General features: G+C 35.5%; 34 protein-coding genes and 2 tRNA genes. 33 read left to right on the forward strand and 3 right to left on the reverse strand.

What is annotated here, in order from left to right; genetic code table 11:
* Positions 1 to 33: 33 nt before the first annotated feature.
* A complete protein-coding gene (gene ppdK / locus HUB95_RS02235; RefSeq protein WP_174516890.1) occupies positions 34 to 2,769 on the forward strand; it encodes a pyruvate, phosphate dikinase in 2,736 nt (911 codons plus the stop codon).
* A gap of 52 nt (positions 2,770 to 2,821) precedes the next feature.
* Here ppdK and HUB95_RS06030 read toward each other — a convergent pair whose 3' ends face one another.
* A complete protein-coding gene (locus tag HUB95_RS06030; RefSeq protein ID WP_244662789.1) occupies positions 2,822 to 3,472 on the reverse strand; it encodes a hypothetical protein in 651 nt (216 codons plus the stop codon).
* 5 nt (positions 3,473 to 3,477) lie between these two features.
* Positions 3,478 to 3,810 (reverse strand): hypothetical protein, encoded by a 333-nt coding sequence (locus HUB95_RS06035; RefSeq protein WP_244662790.1) that lies wholly within the window; start codon positions 3,808 to 3,810, stop codon positions 3,478 to 3,480.
* A 460-nt stretch (positions 3,811 to 4,270) separates the two neighbouring features.
* On the opposite strand from HUB95_RS06035, the gene glpX reads away from it, so the two are divergent.
* The 4 genes from glpX to HUB95_RS06050 all read left to right on the forward strand — a co-directional run bounded on the left by glpX (position 4,271) and on the right by HUB95_RS06050 (position 6,636).
* A complete protein-coding gene (glpX, locus tag HUB95_RS02245; RefSeq protein WP_209452526.1) occupies positions 4,271 to 5,188 on the forward strand; it encodes a class II fructose-bisphosphatase in 918 nt (305 codons plus the stop codon).
* Positions 5,189 to 5,269: 81 nt separating this feature from the next.
* A complete protein-coding gene (locus HUB95_RS06040) occupies positions 5,270 to 5,911 on the forward strand; it encodes a hypothetical protein (RefSeq protein WP_244662791.1) in 642 nt (213 codons plus the stop codon).
* 20 nt (positions 5,912 to 5,931) lie between these two features.
* Positions 5,932 to 6,234: a hypothetical protein gene (locus HUB95_RS06045; RefSeq protein WP_244662792.1), complete on the forward strand. Its 303-nt coding sequence runs from the start codon at positions 5,932 to 5,934 to the stop codon at positions 6,232 to 6,234.
* Between the two features lie 198 nt (positions 6,235 to 6,432).
* Positions 6,433 to 6,636 (forward strand): hypothetical protein, encoded by a 204-nt coding sequence (locus HUB95_RS06050; protein ID WP_197907157.1) that lies wholly within the window; start codon positions 6,433 to 6,435, stop codon positions 6,634 to 6,636.
* A 420-nt stretch (positions 6,637 to 7,056) separates the two neighbouring features.
* Here HUB95_RS06050 and HUB95_RS02255 read toward each other — a convergent pair whose 3' ends face one another.
* Positions 7,057 to 7,551, reverse strand: a complete 495-nt coding sequence (locus HUB95_RS02255) for a hypothetical protein (protein ID WP_015589147.1) — start codon at positions 7,549 to 7,551, stop codon at positions 7,057 to 7,059.
* A gap of 205 nt (positions 7,552 to 7,756) precedes the next feature.
* On the opposite strand from HUB95_RS02255, the gene carA reads away from it, so the two are divergent.
* From carA to rpsK, 28 genes are all read left to right on the forward strand, one after another.
* The gene (gene carA / locus HUB95_RS02260; protein WP_015589146.1) at positions 7,757 to 8,848 is read left to right on the forward strand and encodes a glutamine-hydrolyzing carbamoyl-phosphate synthase small subunit; all 1,092 of its coding nucleotides are present in this window, start codon (positions 7,757 to 7,759) and stop codon (positions 8,846 to 8,848) included.
* A gap of 114 nt (positions 8,849 to 8,962) precedes the next feature.
* A tRNA-Tyr gene (locus HUB95_RS02265) sits at positions 8,963 to 9,045 on the forward strand.
* A gap of 4 nt (positions 9,046 to 9,049) precedes the next feature.
* Positions 9,050 to 9,120 (forward strand) — tRNA-Gly (locus tag HUB95_RS02270).
* A 78-nt stretch (positions 9,121 to 9,198) separates the two neighbouring features.
* Positions 9,199 to 10,371, forward strand: coding sequence for an elongation factor Tu (gene tuf / locus HUB95_RS02275; protein ID WP_010962309.1), 1,173 nt, complete (start codon positions 9,199 to 9,201; stop codon positions 10,369 to 10,371).
* A gap of 14 nt (positions 10,372 to 10,385) precedes the next feature.
* Entirely contained in the window at positions 10,386 to 10,706 is a 321-nt protein-coding gene (gene rpsJ / locus HUB95_RS02280; protein ID WP_012673184.1) for a 30S ribosomal protein S10, read from the forward strand.
* Between the two features lie 9 nt (positions 10,707 to 10,715).
* A complete protein-coding gene (gene rplC, locus HUB95_RS02285; RefSeq protein ID WP_006279218.1) occupies positions 10,716 to 11,438 on the forward strand; it encodes a 50S ribosomal protein L3 in 723 nt (240 codons plus the stop codon).
* Between the two features lie 2 nt (positions 11,439 to 11,440).
* Positions 11,441 to 12,055 carry a 50S ribosomal protein L4 gene (gene rplD / locus HUB95_RS02290; protein WP_015589145.1) on the forward strand — a complete coding sequence of 205 codons (615 nt, stop codon included), beginning with the start codon at positions 11,441 to 11,443 and terminating at the stop codon, positions 12,053 to 12,055.
* The gene (locus HUB95_RS02295) at positions 12,052 to 12,339 is read left to right on the forward strand and encodes a 50S ribosomal protein L23 (protein ID WP_015589144.1); all 288 of its coding nucleotides are present in this window, start codon (positions 12,052 to 12,054) and stop codon (positions 12,337 to 12,339) included. The genes rplD and HUB95_RS02295 overlap by 4 nt, the downstream gene beginning before the upstream one ends.
* A gap of 1 nt (position 12,340) precedes the next feature.
* Positions 12,341 to 13,165, forward strand: coding sequence for a 50S ribosomal protein L2 (gene rplB / locus HUB95_RS02300; RefSeq protein ID WP_015589143.1), 825 nt, complete (start codon positions 12,341 to 12,343; stop codon positions 13,163 to 13,165).
* Positions 13,166 to 13,168: 3 nt separating this feature from the next.
* Positions 13,169 to 13,453 carry a 30S ribosomal protein S19 gene (gene rpsS, locus HUB95_RS02305; protein WP_006279181.1) on the forward strand — a complete coding sequence of 95 codons (285 nt, stop codon included), beginning with the start codon at positions 13,169 to 13,171 and terminating at the stop codon, positions 13,451 to 13,453.
* Positions 13,454 to 13,458: 5 nt separating this feature from the next.
* Positions 13,459 to 13,806: a 50S ribosomal protein L22 gene (gene rplV, locus HUB95_RS02310; RefSeq protein ID WP_209452495.1), complete on the forward strand. Its 348-nt coding sequence runs from the start codon at positions 13,459 to 13,461 to the stop codon at positions 13,804 to 13,806.
* A 39-nt stretch (positions 13,807 to 13,845) separates the two neighbouring features.
* Complete coding sequence (gene rpsC, locus HUB95_RS02315) at positions 13,846 to 14,460, forward strand: 30S ribosomal protein S3 (protein ID WP_010962753.1); 615 nt, start codon at positions 13,846 to 13,848, stop codon at positions 14,458 to 14,460.
* 14 nt (positions 14,461 to 14,474) lie between these two features.
* Positions 14,475 to 14,888, forward strand: coding sequence for a 50S ribosomal protein L16 (gene rplP / locus HUB95_RS02320; protein WP_010962752.1), 414 nt, complete (start codon positions 14,475 to 14,477; stop codon positions 14,886 to 14,888).
* Between the two features lie 11 nt (positions 14,889 to 14,899).
* Positions 14,900 to 15,103, forward strand: a complete 204-nt coding sequence (gene rpmC / locus HUB95_RS02325) for a 50S ribosomal protein L29 (protein ID WP_006279350.1) — start codon at positions 14,900 to 14,902, stop codon at positions 15,101 to 15,103.
* Positions 15,096 to 15,332 carry a 30S ribosomal protein S17 gene (gene rpsQ / locus HUB95_RS02330; protein ID WP_007549925.1) on the forward strand — a complete coding sequence of 79 codons (237 nt, stop codon included), beginning with the start codon at positions 15,096 to 15,098 and terminating at the stop codon, positions 15,330 to 15,332. Before rpmC ends, rpsQ begins: the two co-directional genes overlap by 8 nt.
* A gap of 13 nt (positions 15,333 to 15,345) precedes the next feature.
* Positions 15,346 to 15,705 (forward strand): 50S ribosomal protein L14, encoded by a 360-nt coding sequence (gene rplN / locus HUB95_RS02335; protein ID WP_006279348.1) that lies wholly within the window; start codon positions 15,346 to 15,348, stop codon positions 15,703 to 15,705.
* A complete protein-coding gene (rplX, locus tag HUB95_RS02340) occupies positions 15,705 to 16,022 on the forward strand; it encodes a 50S ribosomal protein L24 (RefSeq protein ID WP_410543621.1) in 318 nt (105 codons plus the stop codon). Before rplN ends, rplX begins: the two co-directional genes overlap by 1 nt.
* Before the next feature lie 6 nt (positions 16,023 to 16,028).
* Complete coding sequence (gene rplE, locus HUB95_RS02345) at positions 16,029 to 16,562, forward strand: 50S ribosomal protein L5 (RefSeq protein WP_010962750.1); 534 nt, start codon at positions 16,029 to 16,031, stop codon at positions 16,560 to 16,562.
* 16 nt (positions 16,563 to 16,578) lie between these two features.
* Positions 16,579 to 16,887 carry a 30S ribosomal protein S14 gene (gene rpsN / locus HUB95_RS02350; RefSeq protein WP_006279345.1) on the forward strand — a complete coding sequence of 103 codons (309 nt, stop codon included), beginning with the start codon at positions 16,579 to 16,581 and terminating at the stop codon, positions 16,885 to 16,887.
* Positions 16,888 to 16,908: 21 nt separating this feature from the next.
* Positions 16,909 to 17,304, forward strand: a complete 396-nt coding sequence (gene rpsH / locus HUB95_RS02355; protein WP_007551150.1) for a 30S ribosomal protein S8 — start codon at positions 16,909 to 16,911, stop codon at positions 17,302 to 17,304.
* A gap of 16 nt (positions 17,305 to 17,320) precedes the next feature.
* Positions 17,321 to 17,866: a 50S ribosomal protein L6 gene (gene rplF / locus HUB95_RS02360; protein ID WP_209452496.1), complete on the forward strand. Its 546-nt coding sequence runs from the start codon at positions 17,321 to 17,323 to the stop codon at positions 17,864 to 17,866.
* A 5-nt stretch (positions 17,867 to 17,871) separates the two neighbouring features.
* Positions 17,872 to 18,243 (forward strand): 50S ribosomal protein L18, encoded by a 372-nt coding sequence (gene rplR / locus HUB95_RS02365; protein ID WP_006279867.1) that lies wholly within the window; start codon positions 17,872 to 17,874, stop codon positions 18,241 to 18,243.
* Between the two features lie 12 nt (positions 18,244 to 18,255).
* Complete coding sequence (gene rpsE, locus HUB95_RS02370; RefSeq protein WP_010962748.1) at positions 18,256 to 18,768, forward strand: 30S ribosomal protein S5; 513 nt, start codon at positions 18,256 to 18,258, stop codon at positions 18,766 to 18,768.
* 3 nt (positions 18,769 to 18,771) lie between these two features.
* Complete coding sequence (gene rplO / locus HUB95_RS02375) at positions 18,772 to 19,242, forward strand: 50S ribosomal protein L15 (protein ID WP_141456930.1); 471 nt, start codon at positions 18,772 to 18,774, stop codon at positions 19,240 to 19,242.
* Positions 19,243 to 19,245: 3 nt separating this feature from the next.
* Entirely contained in the window at positions 19,246 to 20,574 is a 1,329-nt protein-coding gene (gene secY, locus HUB95_RS02380; protein WP_010962747.1) for a preprotein translocase subunit SecY, read from the forward strand.
* On the forward strand, positions 20,571 to 21,212 hold the full coding sequence (locus tag HUB95_RS02385; RefSeq protein WP_007550178.1) for an adenylate kinase family protein: 642 nt from the start codon (positions 20,571 to 20,573) through the stop codon (positions 21,210 to 21,212). Before secY ends, HUB95_RS02385 begins: the two co-directional genes overlap by 4 nt.
* Positions 21,213 to 21,271: 59 nt before the next feature.
* Entirely contained in the window at positions 21,272 to 21,640 is a 369-nt protein-coding gene (gene rpsM / locus HUB95_RS02390) for a 30S ribosomal protein S13 (RefSeq protein ID WP_010962745.1), read from the forward strand.
* Positions 21,641 to 21,664: 24 nt separating this feature from the next.
* The gene (rpsK, locus tag HUB95_RS02395) at positions 21,665 to 22,051 is read left to right on the forward strand and encodes a 30S ribosomal protein S11 (protein ID WP_197907160.1); all 387 of its coding nucleotides are present in this window, start codon (positions 21,665 to 21,667) and stop codon (positions 22,049 to 22,051) included.

A 22,051-nucleotide genomic window follows, 5' to 3' on the forward strand; every position in this document is an offset into this window, starting at 1 on the left:
AATGTGTTTATCAGTGAAAATCCGGAGAAAATGATGGGGGAAAAGTTAATACATTACTTTAGCCAGGGTAAATGCGAAGGCAATGCAGAAATGAAAAATCTGCTGGGAGGAAAGGGGGCAAATTTAGCAGAAATGTGCAATGTTGGCATTCCTGTTCCACCTGGTTTCACAATTTCCACCTCTGCTTGCAAAGTCTATTATCAAGACAATAGATCTTCTGTCATCCAAGTATCTGATTACTCGGATCCAGAAAAAAATGTGGTCACGCACTGGAATGACATATGTAGTGGAATTAAAAACTACATGACGATGCTCGAAAATGACATCGGTTGTAAATTTGGGGATTTAAATAATCCCTTATTAATTTCCATACGCTCTGGTAGTGTTAGTTCAATGCCGGGCATGCTTGATACTATTTTAAATGTTGGTCTAAATGATGAAACCGTTGTTGGGCTTGCAAAAAAAAGTGGCGAACGTTTTGCTTACGATAGCTACTGCCGTTTCATCATGATGTACTCCAATGTTGTACTACAGCTTGATCATCACCTATTTCAAGATGTTATTGATAATGAGCAGCAAAAGAGTGGAGCAAAAAGCTTAGCTGATCTTGATGTTGATGTTTTAAAGAGAATTGTTAACGATTTTAAAAAGATAGTATATGAAAAAACTGAGAAACATTTCCCGCAGAACGTTGAAGAGCAATTGTTAAACTCAGTTAATGCAGTATTTGCTTCTTGGAAAAATGATAGGGCTGTTTCCTATAGAAAAATACATAATATTCCTGAAAACCTTGGAACAGCGGTCAACGTGCAAGCAATGGTTTTTGGTAATTTAAATGATAATTCTGCAACTGGTGTGATATTTACACGAAATCCTTCAACTGGGGAAAAAAAGCTTTTTGGTGAGTTTTTGGTTAATGCTCAGGGTGAGGATGTGGTTTCTGGTGTTTATACTCCTATGCCAATTGACGGAGAGCAAAAAAACACCATGGAGAAGTTGCTGCCAAGTGTCTACCTGGAATTATGCGCGGTATGTGAAAAACTTGAAAGGCATTATAAAGACATGCAGGATATCGAATTTACTGTACAGGACGGTAAATTATGGATTTTGCAGACTAGGTCTGGCAAGCGCACGGCTGAAGCTGCTATTCGCATAATAGTTGATATGGTAAACGAAGGAACGATTACAAAAGAAGAAGGAATATTGAGAATTGATCCAAAAACTTTTGACAATTTATTGCATCCAGTTCTTGACGTTAAGAGTGACCAAAAAGTAATAGGGAAGGGACTGCCGGCTTCTCCAGGGGTTGCTTCTGGATATGTAGTGTTTAGTGCAAGTGATGCTGAAAAAGCTGCAGAGCAGGGTAAAAAAGTGATTTTAGTAAGGTCAGAAACGAGTCCTGAAGATATTAATGGAATGAATGCTGCAAGTGGCATAGTAACAGCACGGGGAGGGATGACCTCGCACGCTGCTGTTGTAACCCGTGGAATGGGTAAGCCATGCATTTGCAGTGTAAGTGGACTTTATATCGATAAAGATGGAACTTTCTTTTCTGTGGGGGATACAAAAGTAAATAAAGGTGAACCAATTACCATCAACGGAGGAACAGGGGAGGTTATGCTTGGCATTCTTCCTACAATTTCACCTGAATTATCGCAAGAATTCAAAACGATAATCAACTGGATAGATGAAATCAAAACGGTCAAAGTGAGAGCGAACGCTGATACTCCAAAAGACGCAAAAATTGCAAAAGAATTCGGTGCAGAAGGTATAGGCTTATGTCGCACAGAACATATGTTTTTCGCTAGTGATAGAATCGAATTCATTCAAAAGTTGATAATGGCTGACGATGAAAATGAAAGGGCAAATGCGCTCATTAAACTGGAAGAAATGCAAAAGTCTGATTTCAAAGAAATATTTTCTATTATGGAGGGCAGGGAGGTCACTATACGGTTGCTTGATCCACCTTTGCATGAATTTTTACCCAATAATCAGTCTACTATAGAAAAAATCGCCAAATCACTTAGTAAGTCAGTTGAATCAGTAAAAAATAAAATAGCACAGTTATCAGAAAAGAACCCAATGCTTGGCCATCGAGGTTGTAGACTTGCCATTTCTCATCCTGAAATATATAGCATGCAGATTAGGGCAATACTTAGTGCTGCAAGTGAATTAAAGAAAGAAAAGAAGATAGAAGTGGAGCCTGAAATCATGGTCCCCTTTATCATGAATGAGAAAGAGTTTGTTTTGATATGCGAGTTAGTGAAGAAAGAATCCTCTGTCATCTCAGCTAGGATCAAGAAGCAGATTCCAGCGTCACGCGCTGGAATGACATCAGACAAGGCGTACTCAATTGGAACAATGATAGAGCTACCACGAGCAGCACTGATTGCTGATAAGTTAGCAAAACATGCAGAGTTCTTTAGTTTTGGCACTAATGATTTAACGCAAACAACCATGGGACTTTCAAGAGATGATTCAGTTAATTTCCTCGATTCTTATAAGGAAAGCAACATATTCGAAAACGACCCATTTGAAGTGCTGGACATCGAAGGGGTAGGGGAGTTAATCAAGATGGCCATTGAAAGAGGCAAAAAAACCCGAAAAGAAATAAAACTGGGTATATGTGGAGAGCATGGAGCAGATCCAAAATCTATAGAGTTTCTCATCGAATCAGGGGTGGATTATGTTTCATGCTCACCCTATAGAGTACCGGTTGCAAAGTTAGTGGCAGCACAGTTTAGCATAAAATCTAAGTGTGTTGGGTAAATTAGATGCCAGTGTCACGCACTGGCATAACATCCTCCCTAGCGAAATTGAATCACAACGTTTTTGCAGTTTTTTGGACGTGTTCAACTTTATTTTCTTCCATTTCTCTATAGCTTGGTAATGTAGAATTTTTTACATGCAACCCGGTAGCTATTGCAACCAAAGCAGCTATAACACCACAAATCACTGCACCAGTTACAAATGGAACCATCACAGCAGCAGTAATGAATAATCCTGTAATAACAACTCCAACAACATCTTTTGTTAATGAGGTGTAAAAATTTTCCTTGCTTTTTTTATATTTAGCTTCTTTTTCATTTGGCACAGAAAATTGAGCATCTACAAAGCCGTTAGCTTTATTATCATTATTTGGTGTGGCAGTTTGCTTAGCCTCTGGTATTACAGGCGTTTTATTTTTGTTATTATGATTTGATTGGCCATTAACATTATCAATATTTGGCGTGGTAGTTTGGTTAGTCTCTGTTACTACAGGTATTTCATTGTCGTGATTGCGATTATCACCATTAGTACTAACTGGAGGCACTGTTGCTACAGGTCTACTACCAATGTTTCCATTACTGCTGCTGGGTTCTGCTCTATTTTCTTCATTAAGCTTACCTCTATTCAAGAACGCATTAACAATTTCAGTTTTACCTACCTGTATGGCCACTTGTAAAGCCTCTTTCCTGTTTGCAGGACTCACGTAACCTAAAATAGCTCAGCTTCTTGGGCATTATCCTGAGTAATAGCAAGACACAGAGCGTTAAATTTTTCTTCTTCATAAAATTTGCCACTATCCAAAAGTACCTTAACAACGTCAGCTTGTTTTGTTATTGTAGCTATGCCCAATATAGTTCTGGAAGCAGTATCTGTAAGATGGATTACAGCATCTAAATCTGTAAACAATTTTACAACATCTAGAAATATGCCACGATCGCCGGTAATATTGGACTCTCTTACAGCATTTGCAAACGAGTCAAAAATTGCCAGATTTGTTTCTTTCCCTTGTATTAGTTGCTCGTAAAGTACTTCAGCAGTCATACCAGGGTTTATGAAGTTACTAGAATCTACTTCATTACTGTCTGCTCTATTCTCTTCTACATTAGGTGCCTCTTCTTCCTTGTTTATTGCTGCGGTTATTTGCTCTTGTTGAAGGGGTTCACACCCATTTTGGAGGAGAAAATCCTTAACGCGTAGGTTGTTATTTTCGGTTGCATGTTTTAGAAGTAGGTTCCCTAATGAATTGCCTCCTTCACATTCATCTTGAAAATTAACTTCTTTCCTTAACCTCTTTTTAGTTCTTCCAAACTAGTAACTGTGTTATCACGTCCTGTAATTCTATCTATATCTAGATAGAAATTTCTAACATCATCATCACTATAATCCCACTACTATAATGCTTATATTATATCAACTCCCTAATAATCAGTCAAGACATATTGCAGTTTCAAGCAGCATGATATATCATGATACATATTGAATATAGTTCTTAAAGCAAATGATGGAAGATTTAGCCTATAAATTAGTTAAAGTGACCGAAGCTGCGGCGCTTGCTGCATATAAACTAGCAGGCTTCGGCGATGAAAAAAAGGCTGATCAGGTTGCAGTTGATGCAATGCGTACAGTATTAAATTCAATGGAAATAAATGGTACTATCGTAATTGGTGAAGGTGAGAGAGATGAAGCACCGATGCTATATATTGGCGAGAAGGTTGGCACTGGAAATGGTCCTGAAATCGACATTGCCGTTGACCCACTTGAGGGCACTACGATTTGTGCTCATTACAAACCAGGGGCAATGTCTGTTCTTGCTGCAACGAAAAAAGGTAATTTTTTACATGCACCTGATGTTTATATGGAAAAAATAGCGGTAGGAAAAAATCTTCCAGAGGGTGTAGTCTCACTAAAAAATAGCATTGAAAAGAATCTAGACAATTTAGCCAAGGCAAAAAAATGCAAAGTAAATGATCTCGTGGTAACTATACTTAATCGTGAAAGGCACAATGAATTAATAGTAAAAATCAGGAAGTTAGGAGCAAAAATTAAACTAATAGATGATGGTGATATTGTGGCCGTAGTTTCACTAGTAAATGGCAATCATGATATGTATATCGGAATAGGAGGGGCACCAGAAGGGGTGCTTGCGGCTGCAGCGCTGAGTTCAATCGGTGGGCAGATGGAGGGAAGATTGATATTTGACACAGATCAGTTAAAAGAAAGAGCAAAAAATTTAAATATTGATGACCCAGAAAAAGTCTACGCCGTAAAAGATATGGCAAGAGGTGAATCAGTGTTCATTGCAACTGGAGTAACAAGCGGAGAACTTGTGGATGGAGTTGATAACATATGTTCAACTAGTTCTTTAATAATTCTACCTAACAACCTGATAAAGATGCAAACAATGCAGAACTTATGTTAGCTTTTTTAGTTTCTAATTTTAGCTTTACAACATTTAGCATTAAGATATAATTAAGTTTACTTATAACAATAGAGGTGTGAAATGTTTTCTAGTATTGTAAATCTATTGAATGGTTTTTTCAAAAATTCGAGTACCAAGGAAAGTGAAGAAAAGTTGACTCTTCTATCTACTCAAGCAAATCTTCAATTCGATGAGACTCAGGTACAAAGTGTGCTCTCAGATTTTGAGGAATTGGAGTTTAAGGATAATAAGTGTTTTGACAAAATAGCAGACGATTATGAAAAGAAGGGGGAGAGTGCCCTTTTTAACTATGTAATATTGAATAAGCGGAAAGAAATAATCGATATATTAGATAGGAATCTTCCTCTCCTCGAAGAACAGGAGGAGTTTAGAAAGAAATATGGTCAATATGTTCTTCAAATTGACAAAGGAATGAGTTATGGAAAAGAACTTCAAGATGGACTTCGGTCTTTTGAAGATAGGGCAGAAAAAGTATTATCAGATTTTGAAAGATTGAATTTTGATTTTAAGGATAATAAGTGTGAAGATTCTTCTGATTCTGTAAATTATAATAACGGTTGGCCGGCAGATCCATTTGACAAGATAGCAAATTATTATCGAGAGGATAATATTTTCCTTTTCAATTATGTGGTATTGAGTAAGCGAAAAGAAATAATGGGTATATTGGATAAGAAGCTTACTTCTAAAGATCAGGAGGAGTAAAAGAAAATTTTAAAAAGAGGTTGGGTAGATATCTTATTCGAATTGGTGAAGGAATGAGCGATGGACAAGAATTTCTAAAAACTGGTAGTGCAATTGCTTTCTTTGATGGGTGTTATGTGCCATGTCCATATGCAAACCGTCTTCTTAATCATTATGACCATCTTAATATCAACATTACTAAACCTGAACAAAGTTTAGAAACCAGTCGTCTTTTCACTGAAAAAACTAAAAGAATGGAAGAAGAGAAAAGCGAGGTAAAAAGAGCAAAAATATACAGCAATGGTGAAAGAATAGTAACAATTGAGAAGAATGAGAAACAATAGAGGAACTACTCCTTTACAAAATTTGCAATATGTGACATCGAAATTAGTTGGGGTGCAAAAGATGAATCTGGAAAAGACCTTAACTGTACTGTTGTTCTAAATATAAATTTAGGTCAAGTTAGTATTAAAAAATCAACTATTGACGGTAAAGATGTTGAACCAAAGAAAATTTTAGAGTTAGCTAAGCAAAACGAGGCTGTGCTTATAAAAGGTAAAGCTTTACATGAAGTTTTAGCAGTACATTTCATTAAGCAAACACCATGTGAGGAAAAGAAGGATATGCAATCGCACGAGAATATCGTTGTACCTGGTTCCGGTGCACCTCGCTCTATTAATGAGGAAATAACTGTAGAGCATCCGTTCGGGAAAGCGGCAAATAAAGATAATCATAGAGAAATGTGAGTTTACAACAAATGGTGCCATGAAAGTAGCTGATACATAACTGTACGAACGTTTGTTTGCGAAGAAATGTTATAGCAGGTTTTGCCTCAAACACAAAGGTGTCATTCCAGTGCTTGACACTGGAATCCAGCCCTTTTACGCAGTCCCATTAAAAACGTTGTATTTTAACGTAGGATTAGCTACTTTTATACTCACCAATTTAATCTCTAATCAAAATTCCTGGATCCCAGTGTCTGGGCACTGGGATGACATCCTCCCTAGTGGATTCAAATCACAATATTCGTATAGTAAGCGCTGACCACTTTTGCTTCAATATTTGCGATGCCCCTGAACAGATACAATTATTCTATTATCAGGAGGATGCCATTAATCGCTTTATATAATGCTACTTGTAACACTTATGCCCTGAACGGAGACAGTTTAGGCTGTTATGCCTGGCGGCTTTGTTGGAATAAGTTTTTCAACACTGCTAACAATAAAATTGATTGTATCGTCAGCTACCTTATCGAATTTATCATTTATCTCTTTTCCTATTTCTTGATTTTTAACATATTCGTGTAGAGCTAAAGCAGTTATAGCTGCACATGCTGCAATTAAGCCAGTTTGTGCTATAATGAATAGTAATAATCCTCCTACGAATATAGATGTTAATCCAATAGCCAGGTTTATAATTTTACTTTGTGTTGTTTGTTGCGTCGCTTGGCTTTGATCTGCCTGTTTATCCTCTAAAGCATTCGATATTGTTTTTAAGGCAACTTTTATCGCTATTGCTGCAACTGAAACCATAATTAGCCCTATAGCTATTTTTGCTAAAAGAAGAATCGACGGTAGCATCATTACAAATAATAGCGCGCCAATTCCTCCAGCTAACCACTTCTCATTTATTTTTTTTGATTGATTTGTACCAGTGTTCATTATTACCCTCCACTTTACTTATGATTTACCTATATCTAATACGAAATATGAAGGTAGTCAACTATATATTTTATATGAAAGATTGTATTAAAAGTTTTTCATGTTATTTTTTGCTGCTTCGTGGTTAAATTTGGAATTTTAGAAAGAGTTACGTATTATTTGAAATTCTTGTATACTGTTTTGAATCAGTTAAATAGATAATGAAGTGCAGGACGCAGTTTTAATTTTACAAGATGGCAAGTGCTTTTGGGGAAAATCAGTAGGTAAAAAAGGCAAATGCATAGGTGAGGTCTGTTTTACCACTGGTATGACCGGTTATCAGCATACTATAACTGATCCTTCTTTTGCCGATCAAATTATAACGTTCACTTTTCCTCATATTGGTAACGTTGGAATAAACCATAAGGATAATGAAGGAAAGAAAATTTTTGCAAGTGGTGTGGTTATGCGTGAACTTTCTTCTATGTCCCACCCTTCTTCATATATCAGTTTAAATGATTGGTTAGAGAAAAATAACGTGATTGGGATATCAGGAGTTGATACTAGAGCTTTAACGAGACATTTGAGAGAACATGGATCTCAAAATGGAATGATATGCTCATCGAGTAAGGCGCATGCGTTGGACAAATTGAAGGAATACAAATCTGTAAATGGGATAGAAATAACCAATAAAGTCAGCTTGCATAGTAATTTTAAAAGTGACCTTAATGCAAAATATAGGGTTGTAATCGTTGATTTTGGCGTAAAAATCAGTATAGTTTCACGCTTAATAGAACTTGGTTGTACAGTTGAATTAATCAGACCAAGCACAGGTTTTGCTCAAAAAGTGTTGAGTATGAATCCAGATGGGATAGTGCTTTCAAATGGTCCTGGTGATCCGCAAGAAATAGGAGAAAGTGTAGTTTCAGAAATAGACATTATTATAAAATCTAAAATACCAATTTTTGGCATATGCATGGGCCATCAATTACTTGCGATTACTTTGGGGGCAAAGACCATCAAGATGGATATAGGTCACCGAGGGAGTAACCATCCAGTTTATGATGTAATTAGTGGAAAAGTTGAGATCACTAGCCAAAATCATGGTTTCGTTGTTGATTCAGCTTCTCTTCTAAGTAATGTTGAAATTACTCACATTTCTCTATTTGATAATAGTGTAGAGGGAATAATGATGAAGGATTACCCAGTCTTTTCTGTGCAATACCATCCAGAAGAAGCGCCAGGTACGCATGATTCGCATTATTTGTTTAAACGTTTTATTGACAATATTGTGTTGTATAAAATGAAATCCGCGTGATTTTAATCAGGGTAGGTTTTATTGCTTGATTTTTTAATTTTAGGCGTTTAGTATTAAATACAATAAGAGCTTAAGTTAAGATGCTAAAATAGTATTCTCTTAACAAATTTTTGCGGAGGAGTGACCGAGTGGTTAAAGGTAACAGACTGTAAATCTGTCCGCGTGAGCGTACGTAGGTTCGAATCCTACCTCCTCCATTGTGCGGGTATAGCTCAATGGTAGAGCTCTAGCCTTCCAAGCTAGTGACGTGGGTTCGATTCCCACTATCCGCTCTTTTTTTTGTTGTATTTTTATAAAATCAACATATTATTTATTGATGTATTTGTATTTTAGGTAGAAAAGTTTAAATTATGACAGCAGTAGTGGAAGCATTTGGAAAGCCGCATGTAAATGTTGGAACAATAGGACATGTGGATCATGGGAAGACGACGTTAACAGCGGCGATAACGAAGCATTATGGAAATTTTGTAGCGTACGATCAGATAGATAAAGCGCCAGAAGAAAGGAAGAGGGGGATAACGATAGCAACAGCGCATGTTGAGTATCAGACGGAAAAAAGGCATTATGCACACGTTGATTGTCCTGGACACGCTGACTATGTAAAGAACATGATAGTAGGTGCAGCACAGATGGATGCGGCGATATTGGTAGTGTCGGGGGTTGATGGGCCAATGCCACAAACGAGAGAGCATATATTGCTGGCGAAGCAGGTAGGTGTTGGATATATCGTGGTGTATATAAATAAAGCTGATGTTGCTGATGCTGATATGATAGATTTAGTAGAAATGGAAGTGAGGGAATTACTGAGTAAATACGGATTTCCAGGGGATGAAGTGCCTGTGGTGGTTGGTTCAGCGCTCAAGGCGCTGGAGGATGACAGCAGCGAATATGGAAAGAAATCAATAGACAAATTGATGGAAAAGTTAGATGAATATGTAGCGGTTCCACCAAGGCCTGTGGATTTACCATTTTTATTGCCAATCGAAGATGTATTTTCGATATCGGGGCGAGGAACAGTGGTAACAGGAAGAATAGAGAAGGGAGAGATAAAGACGGGAGAAGAGATAGAGATAATAGGTCTGAAAGCGACGCAAAAGACGATATGCACAGGTGTTGAGATGTTTAAGAAGTTGCTGGATAAGGGAAGTGCAGGACTCAATGTAGGAATATTGTTAAGAGGAACAAAAAGAGAAGAAGTGGAGAGAGGGCAAGTATTAGCGAAACCGGGGACGATAACACCGCATAGAAAGTTTAAGGCGGAGGTTTATATATTAAAGAAAGAGGAAGGAGGAAGGCATACACCATTTTTTGCGAATTACCAGCCACAGTTTTATTTAAGGACAACGGATGTAACTGGGAGCATAAAATTGCTAGATGGGAAGGAGATGGTAATGCCAGGAGATAATGTGAGTGTAGAAGTAGAATTGCAAGTACCGATAGCAATGGATAAGGGATTGCGTTTTGCGATAAGAGAAGGCGGTAGAACTGTTGGTTCTGGTGTTGTTTCTGAAATTTTGGAGTGAGTGTAGTAACTAAGATGAAGCAAGATATATATATTAACATTAAGGCTTTCGATTGTTCTTTATTGGAGGAGTGTGTTCGAAAATTTGTTGATGAATTAAAGCGGTCCAGTGCAAAATTATCTGGTCCGATTGCGTTGCCAAGGAAAGATTCTAAATTTATTGTTAATAGATCTCCTCACGTTGATAAAAAATCTCGTGAACAGTTTGAAATGAGAACTTCTAGGCGTTTGATTGTTTTACATGATCTTACTCCTACTATGATGCAGATGCTTACAGGTTTATCTTTTTCTGCTGGCGTAGAAGTGGATTTAAAAGTCAAGGAAGTTAAGGTTTAGGAGAAGGAAATGAAGAGAATAAATTCGCTGAGGAGAATTGGTTTACTAATGATGAATATTGGTCATACTGCTATGTATTCTGACAATAGTCGCATGGCTGTAACTTTATTGCATCTCAGCGAAACTTATATTATTGATATAAAAGGACAAGATAAATGTGGCTATAATTCAGTCATTTTAGGCACAGGAGATTTTAAAAATATAGCAAAACCTCAGTTGGAATATTTAAAGAAAAAGGGTATAAATAATAAATGTAAGTTATACGAAAGTAGATTAAATGACCTGTCGGGAATAGAATGTGGTAAAAAAGTGGGAATCAATCATTTTGTGGTTGGTCAATATCTTGATATTACGGGTTATTCTATAGGTAAAGGATTTGCTGGTGTGATGAAGCGGCATAATTTCAGTGGGCTTAGGGCATCTCATGGTGTTTCTATTGCTCACAGATCACAAGGTTCCACTGGCCAATGTCAGGATCCTGGTAGAGTATTCAAAGGAAAGAAAATGGCTGGTCATTTAGGTAACAGCAGGATAACTGCACAAAATATGAAGATATTATCCATTGATCATGAAAATAGTATAATTGCTGTGAAGGGTAATAATGTTCCTGGGTTTAAAAATTCCTATGTTTTTGTAAGAGATGCAGTTAAAAAATCTTTACATAAAGATGTTCCTTTTCCGGTAGGTTTACTGTTAGATGTAAATGATGATGCTAGTAATTTGGTAAGTTAGTTATGGAATGTAATTTAGTTAATCTATCTAATGATAATGTAGGTACTGCTCAGCTCAATCCTTTGATATTTTCTGCTAAGCAAAAATTGAGTATTTTGCATGATATAGTGAGATGGCAATTAGCGAAGAGAAGAGCTGGTACTCATAAAACAAAAGGTATTAGTGATGTCTCTGGTACAACAGCTAAACCTTATGATCAAAAACGTACCGGTAGGGCAAGACAAGGGAGCTTGCGATCTCCTCAATTTAGAGGTGGTGGGATTATTTTCGGCCCTGTTGTGAGGAGTCATACTTATTCTCTTAATAAGAAGGTACGCAAATTTGGTTTAAAAATTGCTTTATCTCTAAAGTATTTAAATAATCAAGTAATTATTCTGGATAATTTAAATATTGATGTGAAGAAAACGTCTGAAATGTGTAAATGTATTAAAAATTTTAAATTTTCTTCCTTTTTGATAGTTGGTGATTATGGAGATGATTTGTTGCGTGCGGCTAAAAACTTGCACTATGTAGACTTAATCAAACCTATTGGGTTAAATGTTTTTGATATATTGAATCACGAATGCGTGATGTTGACAAAGGATACTTTAAAGCATCTTGAAGGTAGATTGTTATGATCAAATATAATAATATAATAAAATCTCCTATAATTACAGAAAAGGCCTCTTTTTTGAGGGAGAAGTTTAATAAATATTCTTTGTATGTTTTTGTAAATGTAAATAAGCGTCAAATAAAGTTGGCAATAGAGTCTCTATTTGATGTTAAAATTTCTTCTATAAATGTTGTTAGAATTAAGCCTAAATATAGGCGTTTTAGGGGTGTGATTGGTTGTGAAAAACAGAAAAAGAAAGTTTATTTTTCTTTGATGGATGGTCAAAAATTAGATATAATGAGCGTTTAGTATGGGTATGAAATTTTTTAATCCTGTTACTCCGTCTTCTCGTGGGACTGTGTTAGTAAGTAAAGTTGGTTTATCAAAAGATGAGCCAGAAAAGTCTCTTACATCCGGTAAAAAGTCCAGTGGTGGAAGAAATAATCATGGTAGAATTACAACTCGTCATAGGGGTGGTGGTCACAAAAAGAAGTATAGAGTGATAGATTTTAAGCGTAATAGAAGTGGTCAAGGTATAGTTGAAAAAATAGAGTATGACCCAAATAGAAGTGGGTTTTTGGCGTTAATATCATATAAGGAAGATGATATTAAGTCTTATATATTAGCTCCTCAAGGTATGAAGCCAGGTGATGTTGTTACAGCTGGGAATGATGCTGATATTTTGCCAGGGAATTGTTTACTACTCAAGCATATACCTGTTGGTTCTTTCGTTCATAATGTTGAGCTGAAGCCAGGTAATGGTGCTGCGATTGCTAGAGCTGCTGGTTGTTATGCACAAATCGTTGGTCGTGATGGCCAATATGTTTTATTACGACTCAGGTCTGGTCAAATTAGGTTGATTTTATCTTCTTGCAAGGCTACTATTGGTGTAGTATCTAACCCTGACCATAAGAATAGAAAGTTGGGTAAAGCTGGGAGAAGTAGGTGGCTTGGGATTAGACCTACTGTACGTGGAGTTGCAATGAATCCGGTTGACCATCCTCATGGAGGCGGGGAAGGAAAAACCTCTGGTGGTCGTCATCCTGTTACTCCTTGGGGTGTTGCAACAAAAGGAAAGAAAACTCGAAGGAGAAATAAATCTAGTGATAAGTATATAAAACAATTGAAAGGTTAGTTTATGAGTAGATCTGCATGGAAGCCTCCTTTTTGTCATCCTTCTATATTAAAGTCGGTGAATAATGCTTTAAACAAGGGGTTTGTTAACATGGCTATAAAAGTTCATTCCAGGGCTTCTGTAATTCTTCCTAATTGTTTAGGTTTAAAGTTTGCTGTTTATAATGGTAAGGATTACATTCCTGTGAATGTTAATGATCAGAATATGATAGGTCATAAGTTTGGTGAGTTTTCACCCACTCGTAAATTTACTGGGCATAGTGGTGATAAAAAGGCGACAAGAAGGTAATTGATATGAAAAACAGAGATGTAATAGTTAAAGCTGGTTCTATGGTTTTAAAATCAACTCCTCGTAAATTGAATTTGGTTGCTGGTTTAGTACGTAATAAAAAAGTTTCTTTTGCCACTGTGCAATTAAGATTTTGTGAAAAGAAAGCTGCAGGTCTTATAAGGAAGGTATTAAATTCTGCGATTGCTAATGCTCAAAATTATGGATTGGATATCGATAATTTATATATAAAAGAAATTTTAATAGGTAAGTCTCTTACTTTGCGTAGGGTATGTCCAAAAGCTATGGGTAGAGCTAATAGAGTTAGTAAACGTTATAGTAATATAACTGTAAAATTGGGGGAAATTATATGATTCATAAAAATAGAAAATTAATAAGGAAAGTGCAAAAATATGGGAAACGTTAATCCTAAAGGATTTAGGTTAAAAATAATTAATACTTGGTCATCTATTTGGTATGCTGAGAAGGGTTATAAACAAGGGTTGCATCAAGATTTATCTATTCGCAGTTATATAAATGAATCTTTTAAGCATGCTGGTGTTTCTAAAGTAATTATAGAGCGTACGATCGATTTGGTATCTGTAATAATACATTCTTCTAGACCTGGAGTGATAATAGGTAAGAAAGGCTCGGATATTGAGAAGATAAAGCAAAAGATAGCTGAAAAAGTAAAAAATAATGTGGAAGTGAATGTAGTAGGGGTTAAAAGGTCTGAAATAGATGCAGTTTTAATATCAAACAGCATTGCACAGCAGTTAGAAAAAAGGGTTTCATTTAGAAGAGCGATGAAAAAAGCTATTCAAAGTTGTTTGAGGATGGGTGCTAGAGGTATTAAAGTAAGTTGTTCTGGGCGCCTTGGCGGAGCTGAGATAGCTCGTACTGAGTGGTATAAAGAAGGCCGTTTGCCTTTGCATACTTTACGTGCTAATATAGATTATGCTTTTGCTGAAGCAAAAACTATATATGGCATCATAGGAGTTAAGGTCTGGGTTTATATTGGTAACTAATTAGGTATATTGAAATGTTTATTCCTAAAAAAAGTAAATATAAAAAAGTATTTAAAGGACGAATTAAGGGTAACACGAAAGGTGGTAGCACATTATCTTTTGGAGATTATGGTCTAAAGGCTATGGAAGCAGGTAGGATTCAATCTAAGCATATTGAAACTGCAAGGCGTGTAATATCTAGAACATTAAAACGCTCTGGTAAAGTGTGGATAAGAATTTTTCCTGATACCCCTGTTAGTAAAAAGCCGGCGGATGTGCGTATGGGTAAAGGGAAAGGTAGTGTTGAGTTTTGGGTATTTAAAGCTAAGCCCGGTAGAATGTTGTTTGAAATTAGCAGTGATGTTCCCATGCATTTAGCAAGATTGGCGCTTGAAAAGGCAACTGCTAAGCTTCCTATGAAGTGTAAATTTGTATCTAATCATAATTAAATGGAGTTGCAATGGATATAGCTGACATTGAATCGAGGTCCTCGCAAGAATTGCATGAAATTCTTGTGAATTTGAGAAAAGAGTTTGTTAATTTGGTTTTTCAAAAGAAGTTGGGCCAGTGCAACAATATTTCGCGTTTTAGCTTAATAAGAAAGAGCATAGCTCGTATTTTAACTACATTAAATAAAAGAAGAAGAGAGGAAAAGAATGCCTAAAAAGGTTTTTTGTGGTACTGTAACTAAGGCTAAGTGTGATAAGACTGTAAAGGTTTCGGTATTACAAGTGTATAAGGATGAGCTGTATAAAAAGGTTATAAAAAAATACAAGAAGTATACAGCACATGATGAGAATAATAGTTGTAAAGAAGGGGACAAGGTTTTAATACAAGAACACAAGCCTATTTCTACTACTAAAAAATGGGTTATTGTTAATAGCTCACATTGAATAGGATATTTATATGATTCAAAAAAATACATTGTTGGAAGTAGCTGATAATTCTGGTGCGCGTGCAGTGCTTTGTATTGGTTTATTGGGTGGTAGAAAATCTGCATCTATAGGTGACACAGTTATTGTATCTACTAAATCTATTACTCCAAGAGGGAAAGTTGAGAAGGGAAAAGTATATAGAGCAGTTGTGGTGAGGGTGAAAAGCCCTATTAGAAAATCTGATGGTTCTGTAATTCGTTTTTCTAGCAATGCTGTAGTTTTGATTAATGATCAAGGTGAACCACTTGGCACTCGGGTGTTTGGTCCGGTAAAAAAGTTATCATCTGGTTCTTTTATGAAGATAATGTCATTAGCTGTTGAGGTTTTATAATGAGTGCTAAAATAAAAAGTGGTGACGACGTTATAGTTTTAACTGGTAAAGATAAGGGAAAAATTGGTAAGGTAATCAAAGTTATAGCACGTGATGCTAAAAAGAAAGTAATTGTTTCTGGAGTGAATGTGCATAAGAGACATACTAAACCAAAAGCTGGTAGTAGTGGTGGTATATTAAATAAAGAGTTAGCTATTGATATATCCAACGTTGCAACATTGGACCCTAAATATAAAACTCCAACTAGAGTGGGGTTTAAGGTTATAAACGGTAGAAAAGTGCGTTTTGCAAAAGTTTCTGGAGAAGTGATAGATTAGGTTGATATGTTTAAAGAATTGTATAAAGATAGCATAGTAAAGTCCTTGAAGGATAAGTTTAATTACGGCAATATAATGCAAGTGCCTAAACTTGTCAAGGTGTGTATCAATATGGGCGTTGGAGATGCTGCTACAGATAGTAAAGCAATAAATGAACCACTTGATAGCCTATATTTGATTGCTGGGCAGAAGCCTTTATCAACTTTTGCAAAAAAATCTATTTCTGGCTTCAAGATCAGAAAAGGTGCTACAGTAGGTTGCAAAGTAACTTTGCGTAGAGATAAAATGTATGAGTTTTTAGAAAGATTGATATATATTGCTTTGCCAAGGGAAAAAGATTTTAGAGGATTTAGTGTGAAGCAATTTGACGGTAATGGTAATTTTTCCTTTGGTATAAAGGAACATATCTCGTTTTTAGAAATAGACTATGATAAAATAAGTAAAATTAGAGGTATGGATATTAATATTATAACAAGTGCAGTTAGTGATAAGGAAGCAAAGGAATTATTACTGGCTCTTAAATTTCCTTTTTTTGATTAATTGAGAGGAGAAATATATGGCAAAAAAATCTATGATAGAAAGAAATCTTCGCAGAATAAAGTTGTGCGATCAATATAAAGAAAAAAGAGAAAAATTGAAATCTATAATAAATAATAAGAATTTGTCTATTGTAGAAAGGTTTACAGCTCAAAATAAATTAATTAAAAAATTGCCTAGAAATTCTTCTAAAACCAAAATTAGAAATAGGTGTGCTTTAACTGGGAGACCAAGAGGAGTATATAGAAAATTTGGTTTATGTAGAATTGTTTTGCGTGATTTATGTTCTTTTGGGCAAATTCCAGGAGTTACAAAGTCTAGTTGGTAAATATAATATAAGGAGTATATTGTGGCGTTATCTGATAGTATTGGTGATTTTTTAACAAGGATACGTAATGCTCAATTGGCAATGCATAGGGCAACAAGGGTACTATTTTCTAAGATGAATTCTTCTATATTGGAGATTTTAAAAGAGGAAGGGTATATCCTTGATTATGAAAAGCAAGTTGTAGATAATTTACCTTCTTTCATTGTAAAATTGAAGTATTATGAGAAGTCACCTGTAATTAGTGACATAGTTAGGGTGTCAAAGCCTGGTTGTCGTCGTTATTCTAAGTATAAGGACATTTCTAAAGCATATAATGGTCTTGGTATTTTTATTATATCGACACCCAAAGGAGTGATGACTGATTATAATGCACATAAGTTAAAGGTTGGTGGAGAAGTTTTGTGTCGTGTGTTTTAAATAATAGGAGAAATTCATGTCTCGTATAGGTGCTGCTCCTATCAATATTCCTGCTGGTGTTTCAGTTGAATATAATAATGGTAGTATGTTAATAAAGAGCGCTAAGGCTGAAAAGGAAGTTAGCTTGATCATGGATGTTGTGTGTCAGATTATTGATAATCAGCTATTGCTTTCTGTTGATCAAGATAAAGATAATTATGATAAAATAAAGCCTATGTGGGGCACTTATAGGAGTAATATTAATAATATCATTAACGGCATGGTTGATGGTTTTTCTGTTAATCTTGAGATTAACGGTGTGGGATATAAGGCAGAGTGTGATGGTAAGTATTTGACTTTATATCTTGGTTATAGCCATAATGTTAAATATAAAGTGCCTAAAGATGTTGAGATTAAGTGCATAAAGCCAACTCACTTAGTAGTTAGTGGTATGGATAAGCAGAAGGTCTATATGGTGGCGTCTGATATATGCAAAATTAGAAAATATGATCCTTATAAAGGTAAGGGTGTTGTAATAAAAGACAAATTTATGCTGCGTAAGGTTGTAAGTAAAAAGAAGTAATAAAAATGAAAAGATCGTATAATTTTTTAAGTAATTCTGAAAAAAGGAAGTTACGTAATAGAGCGAAGCTTGACAAGAGCGCTGAACGTTTACGTATATCCATATTTAAATCTAATAGGCATTTTTATGTCCAGTTAATTAATGATGTAAAAGGAATAACTCTCACTTCAGCTTCTACTTTGGATGCTAAAATTAAGGATGTATGTAAAGGGAAAGTCAACGCTGAAACTATAAAACAGGTTTCTTCTTTAATGGTTGAGCGTCTGTCTGGCATGAAATTAGAGCAGCAGCTTACGTTTGATCGTGGAGCGTATAAATACACAGGATTAGTTTCTCAATTTGCTGAGGCTTTAAGAAGTTCTGGATTTGAATTTTAGAAGGTTTTGAATATGGCTATAAAGAATTTACAAAATAATAATGATTTATCAGAGCTTTTAGTTTCGGTACGAAGAGTGACAACGGTTACCAAAGGTGGTAGAAGATTTTCATTTTCAATTTTGGTTGTTGTTGGCGATGAGAAGGGTAGGGTAGGGTGTGGAATAGGTAAGCACGCAGAAGTTGCTGAAGCAAGAGTCAAAGCTGTAAATGCTGCAAAGAAATCAATGATTAGAGTGTACTTGCGTGAAGGTAGAACTTTGCATCATGATATTAAAGCTAAATTTTGTTCTGGTGAGATAGTTTTAAGAACCGCAAGAGCCGGAACAGGTATTATTGCTGGTGGAGCGATTAGATCAGTTTTTGAGGTGTTAGGTATAAAGGATGTGGTAGCTAAATCCACTAGATCAAATAATCCTCATAACGTTATATGTGCGGTGTTTAAGGCTTTTGATAGTATGTTATCTCCTCGTCAGGTAGCAAGCAAAAGAGGCAAAAAGATTAGCGAGATAGTTGGAAACAGGTAAAGTATGAATAATGCTGTAAAATTAAACTCTATATTTACTAAATTATCTAAGAAAAAGAAGCCTAAGTTGCTGGGTAGAGGTATCGGTTGTGGTAAAGGTAAAACATCCGGTAGAGGGCATAAAGGGCAGAAGGCTAGAAGTGGAGTTTCTATAAATGGTTTTGAGGGTGGACAACAGTCTATATATACTCGTTTGCCTAAAAGAGGTTTTAAGCCTATACGTAGGAGCATATACTCTATAATTAATGTTGGCGATATACAGCGCTTAATGGAAGCTAAAAAAATAGTGAAAGACTCTGTTATAGATAAGGAGAGGCTGTATAAATTAGGTTTTATAAAGTCTATTAAGGATAAAATTAAACTTCTTAATAAAGGTAAGTTGAGCGAAAAATTTGTGTTTCATGTTGATTTTGCGTCAGAAGCTGCAAAAAAATCTGTAGCTTCAGTTTGTGGTAGTGTGGAAATACTATCGTAAGTCATGGGCAATAAATCAGCATTTAATAGCTTGGATCCTACGTTGTTATATAAAGGCGATTTATTAAAGCGTATATTTTTTACGCTAATAGCTTTAATTTGCTATCGCTTGGGTACTTATGTGCCTATTCCTGGAATTAATCTTGATGTAATTAATGATATATTTCCCAAAGATGGCTCAGGCGTTTTTGGAGTATTTAATTTATTTTCTGGTGGTGCATTGGCTAGAATGACAATTCTAGCATTGAACGTTATGCCATATATAATGGCTTCTATCATTATTCAGTTACTTTCTTCTGCGATTAAAGGAATGAAGGAAGTTAAGAATGATGGAGAGTCAGGCCGTAGAAAGATGAATTCTTATATACGCTATCTGACCATAGTAATTTGTGTATTTCAATCAATTCCAATTTTGGTTGGATTGGAAGGGATGAATAGGGAAGGGGTATTGGTTGTAATCGAACCTGGTGTTATGTTTCGTACAATAGGTGTTTTCAGCCTTTTAGGTGGAACTATGCTTTTAATATGGCTTGGTGAACGAATCAGCGCTAGCGGTATAGGCAATGGTATCTCATTAATCATTTTCACGGGTATAATATCAGAGTTACACAGCGCTTTGTCATCTTTGTTAACGTTAAATAAAAACGGTAGCGTATCGTTATTTATTATCCTTTTTGTTTTGGTATTGTTTTTTTTGCTGCTACTCTTAGTCATTTTTGTAGAGTCTTCTTATAGAAAGGTTATTGTTCAACATCCTAAAAAGCAATTTAAAAGATTACATAATGACGATTTTACTTATATTCCATTGAAGATTAATTTATCTGGTGTAGTACCAACCATTTTTGCTAATGCAATTTTATTGACACCTATTTCAATTGCAAATTTCTATAAGGGGCACGCTTTTTCTGATTTTATTTTGAATTACTTTATGGCAAATAAAGTAGTATATATTGTAGCCTATTTGGTGCTGATAGTATTTTTTAATTTTTTCTATACCAATTTTATATTTAATCCAGAGGAAAACGCAGATTTTCTTAAAAAAAATGGTGGTTTTATACCTGGTAGAAGGCCTGGGAAACATACTTCTGATTACCTTCAAGATATAGTTTTTAAGTTGACATTCATTGGCTCTGCGTATTTGGTAGTCATATGTACTGTACCTGAAGTTATGAGATATTATTATGATATACCATTTATTTTTGGTGGGACGAGCTTACTGATTATAGTGAACGTTATTACTGATACTATTATGCAAATACAATCTTATATTTTTTCAAATAGGTACGACAACTGGATAAAGAAATATGAGTCTAAAACGAGGAAAGTAAGATGATCATTACGATTTTTGGTCCTCCAGGTTCTGGTAAAGGTACTCAGTCAAGCTTGTTAATAGCAAAATATAATTTAAAATTAATTTCAGTAGGGGATTTATTAAGGAATATTATATCTAGCAGTAGTGAGTTAGGTAAAAAAATAAAGGGTACCGTGGAATCTGGTAATTTAATTCAAGATGAAATTATATGTGGATTATTACGTGACCAGCTTGCATTAGTGGATGATAATTGCTTATTAGATGGTTTTCCGAGAAATTTAAACCAGGCTCATTTTTTGACTCAAGTTTTGCAAGAAAAATATAATAGGGATGTTGACATTGTAGTTGAGCTGCAGCTTGACGATAATATTGCAATCGATAGGTTAAAAAATCGTCTCGCGTGTTTGGACTGTAAAAGCATATATAGTGTATCTTCTTTTAAGAGTACTACTTGTGCTAAATGTAAAAGTACGAGGTTAGAGAAAAGAATTGATGATGCTGATATGTCTGCAATTAATAAGAGAATAAGTGAATATCACCTTCAAATGAAAGGTTTACGCGAGTATTATAAAGGCAAATTATTAACAATTGACGCTAATTTGAGTGTTGATGAGGTAACGCAAGAGATTGAAAGTAAAATTTCTTGTAATTTGGTTTGACTCTGAGTTGTTTTATGGTATAAATTAAGAGTTGTTATTAATAAAGTATCGAGGTACCAGTGGCACGTATTGCAGGCATAAATATTCCAGTGAGGAAATGTGTTCCTTTTGCATTAACTTATATATATGGTATAGGTATTGCTACTGCGAATGTAATTTGTCACGCTTGCGAAGTTGATAAGCGCAAACGTGTTTCAGAATTACGAGATGAAGATATAGAAAAGATCAGCGGTTTCATTAGACAAAATTATGTTATAGAAGGTGAGCTCAGAAAAGAAGTGGCTATGAACATAAAATCTTTAGTGGAAATGGGATGCTATAGAGGGGTGAGACATAGAAAAGGTTTACCTGTGAGAGGGCAAAGGACTCATACTAATGCTAAGACTCGTAAAGGTAGATCTCGGTTGCCTATTGCTGGGAAAAAATAAAATTTATTATTATTGTGAGTTTTAATGAAAAAAGTCAAAACGGTTAGTAAGAGTAAGAAGGAGTTTATTACTGGTGTTGTCCATATTCGTGCAACTTTTAATAATACTTTTGTAAATGTAACTGATGTTCATGGTAATACGCTATGTCAAACTTCTGTGGGTGCATATGGTTTTTCAGGTTCGAGAAAATCCACACCTTATGCTGCAGGTAAGGCTGCGGAGTCTGCTGCGAAGAACGCAATGGAGAGATTTGGTATGAAGGTTGTCTCTGTAATAATTCGCGGTCCTGGCTTTGGTACCGAAGCTGCGGTTAAAGCACTTCAGAGCTGTGGGTTGACTGTGACTTCAATTGCAGATAAAACCGCAATTCCTCATAATGGGTGCAGGTTAAGAAAAAAAAGAAGAGTATAG

It is taken from the genome of Wolbachia endosymbiont of Ceratosolen solmsi, assembly GCF_017869155.1.
In the GTDB taxonomy this organism is placed as follows: Bacteria; Pseudomonadota; Alphaproteobacteria; order Rickettsiales; family Anaplasmataceae; genus Wolbachia; species Wolbachia pipientis.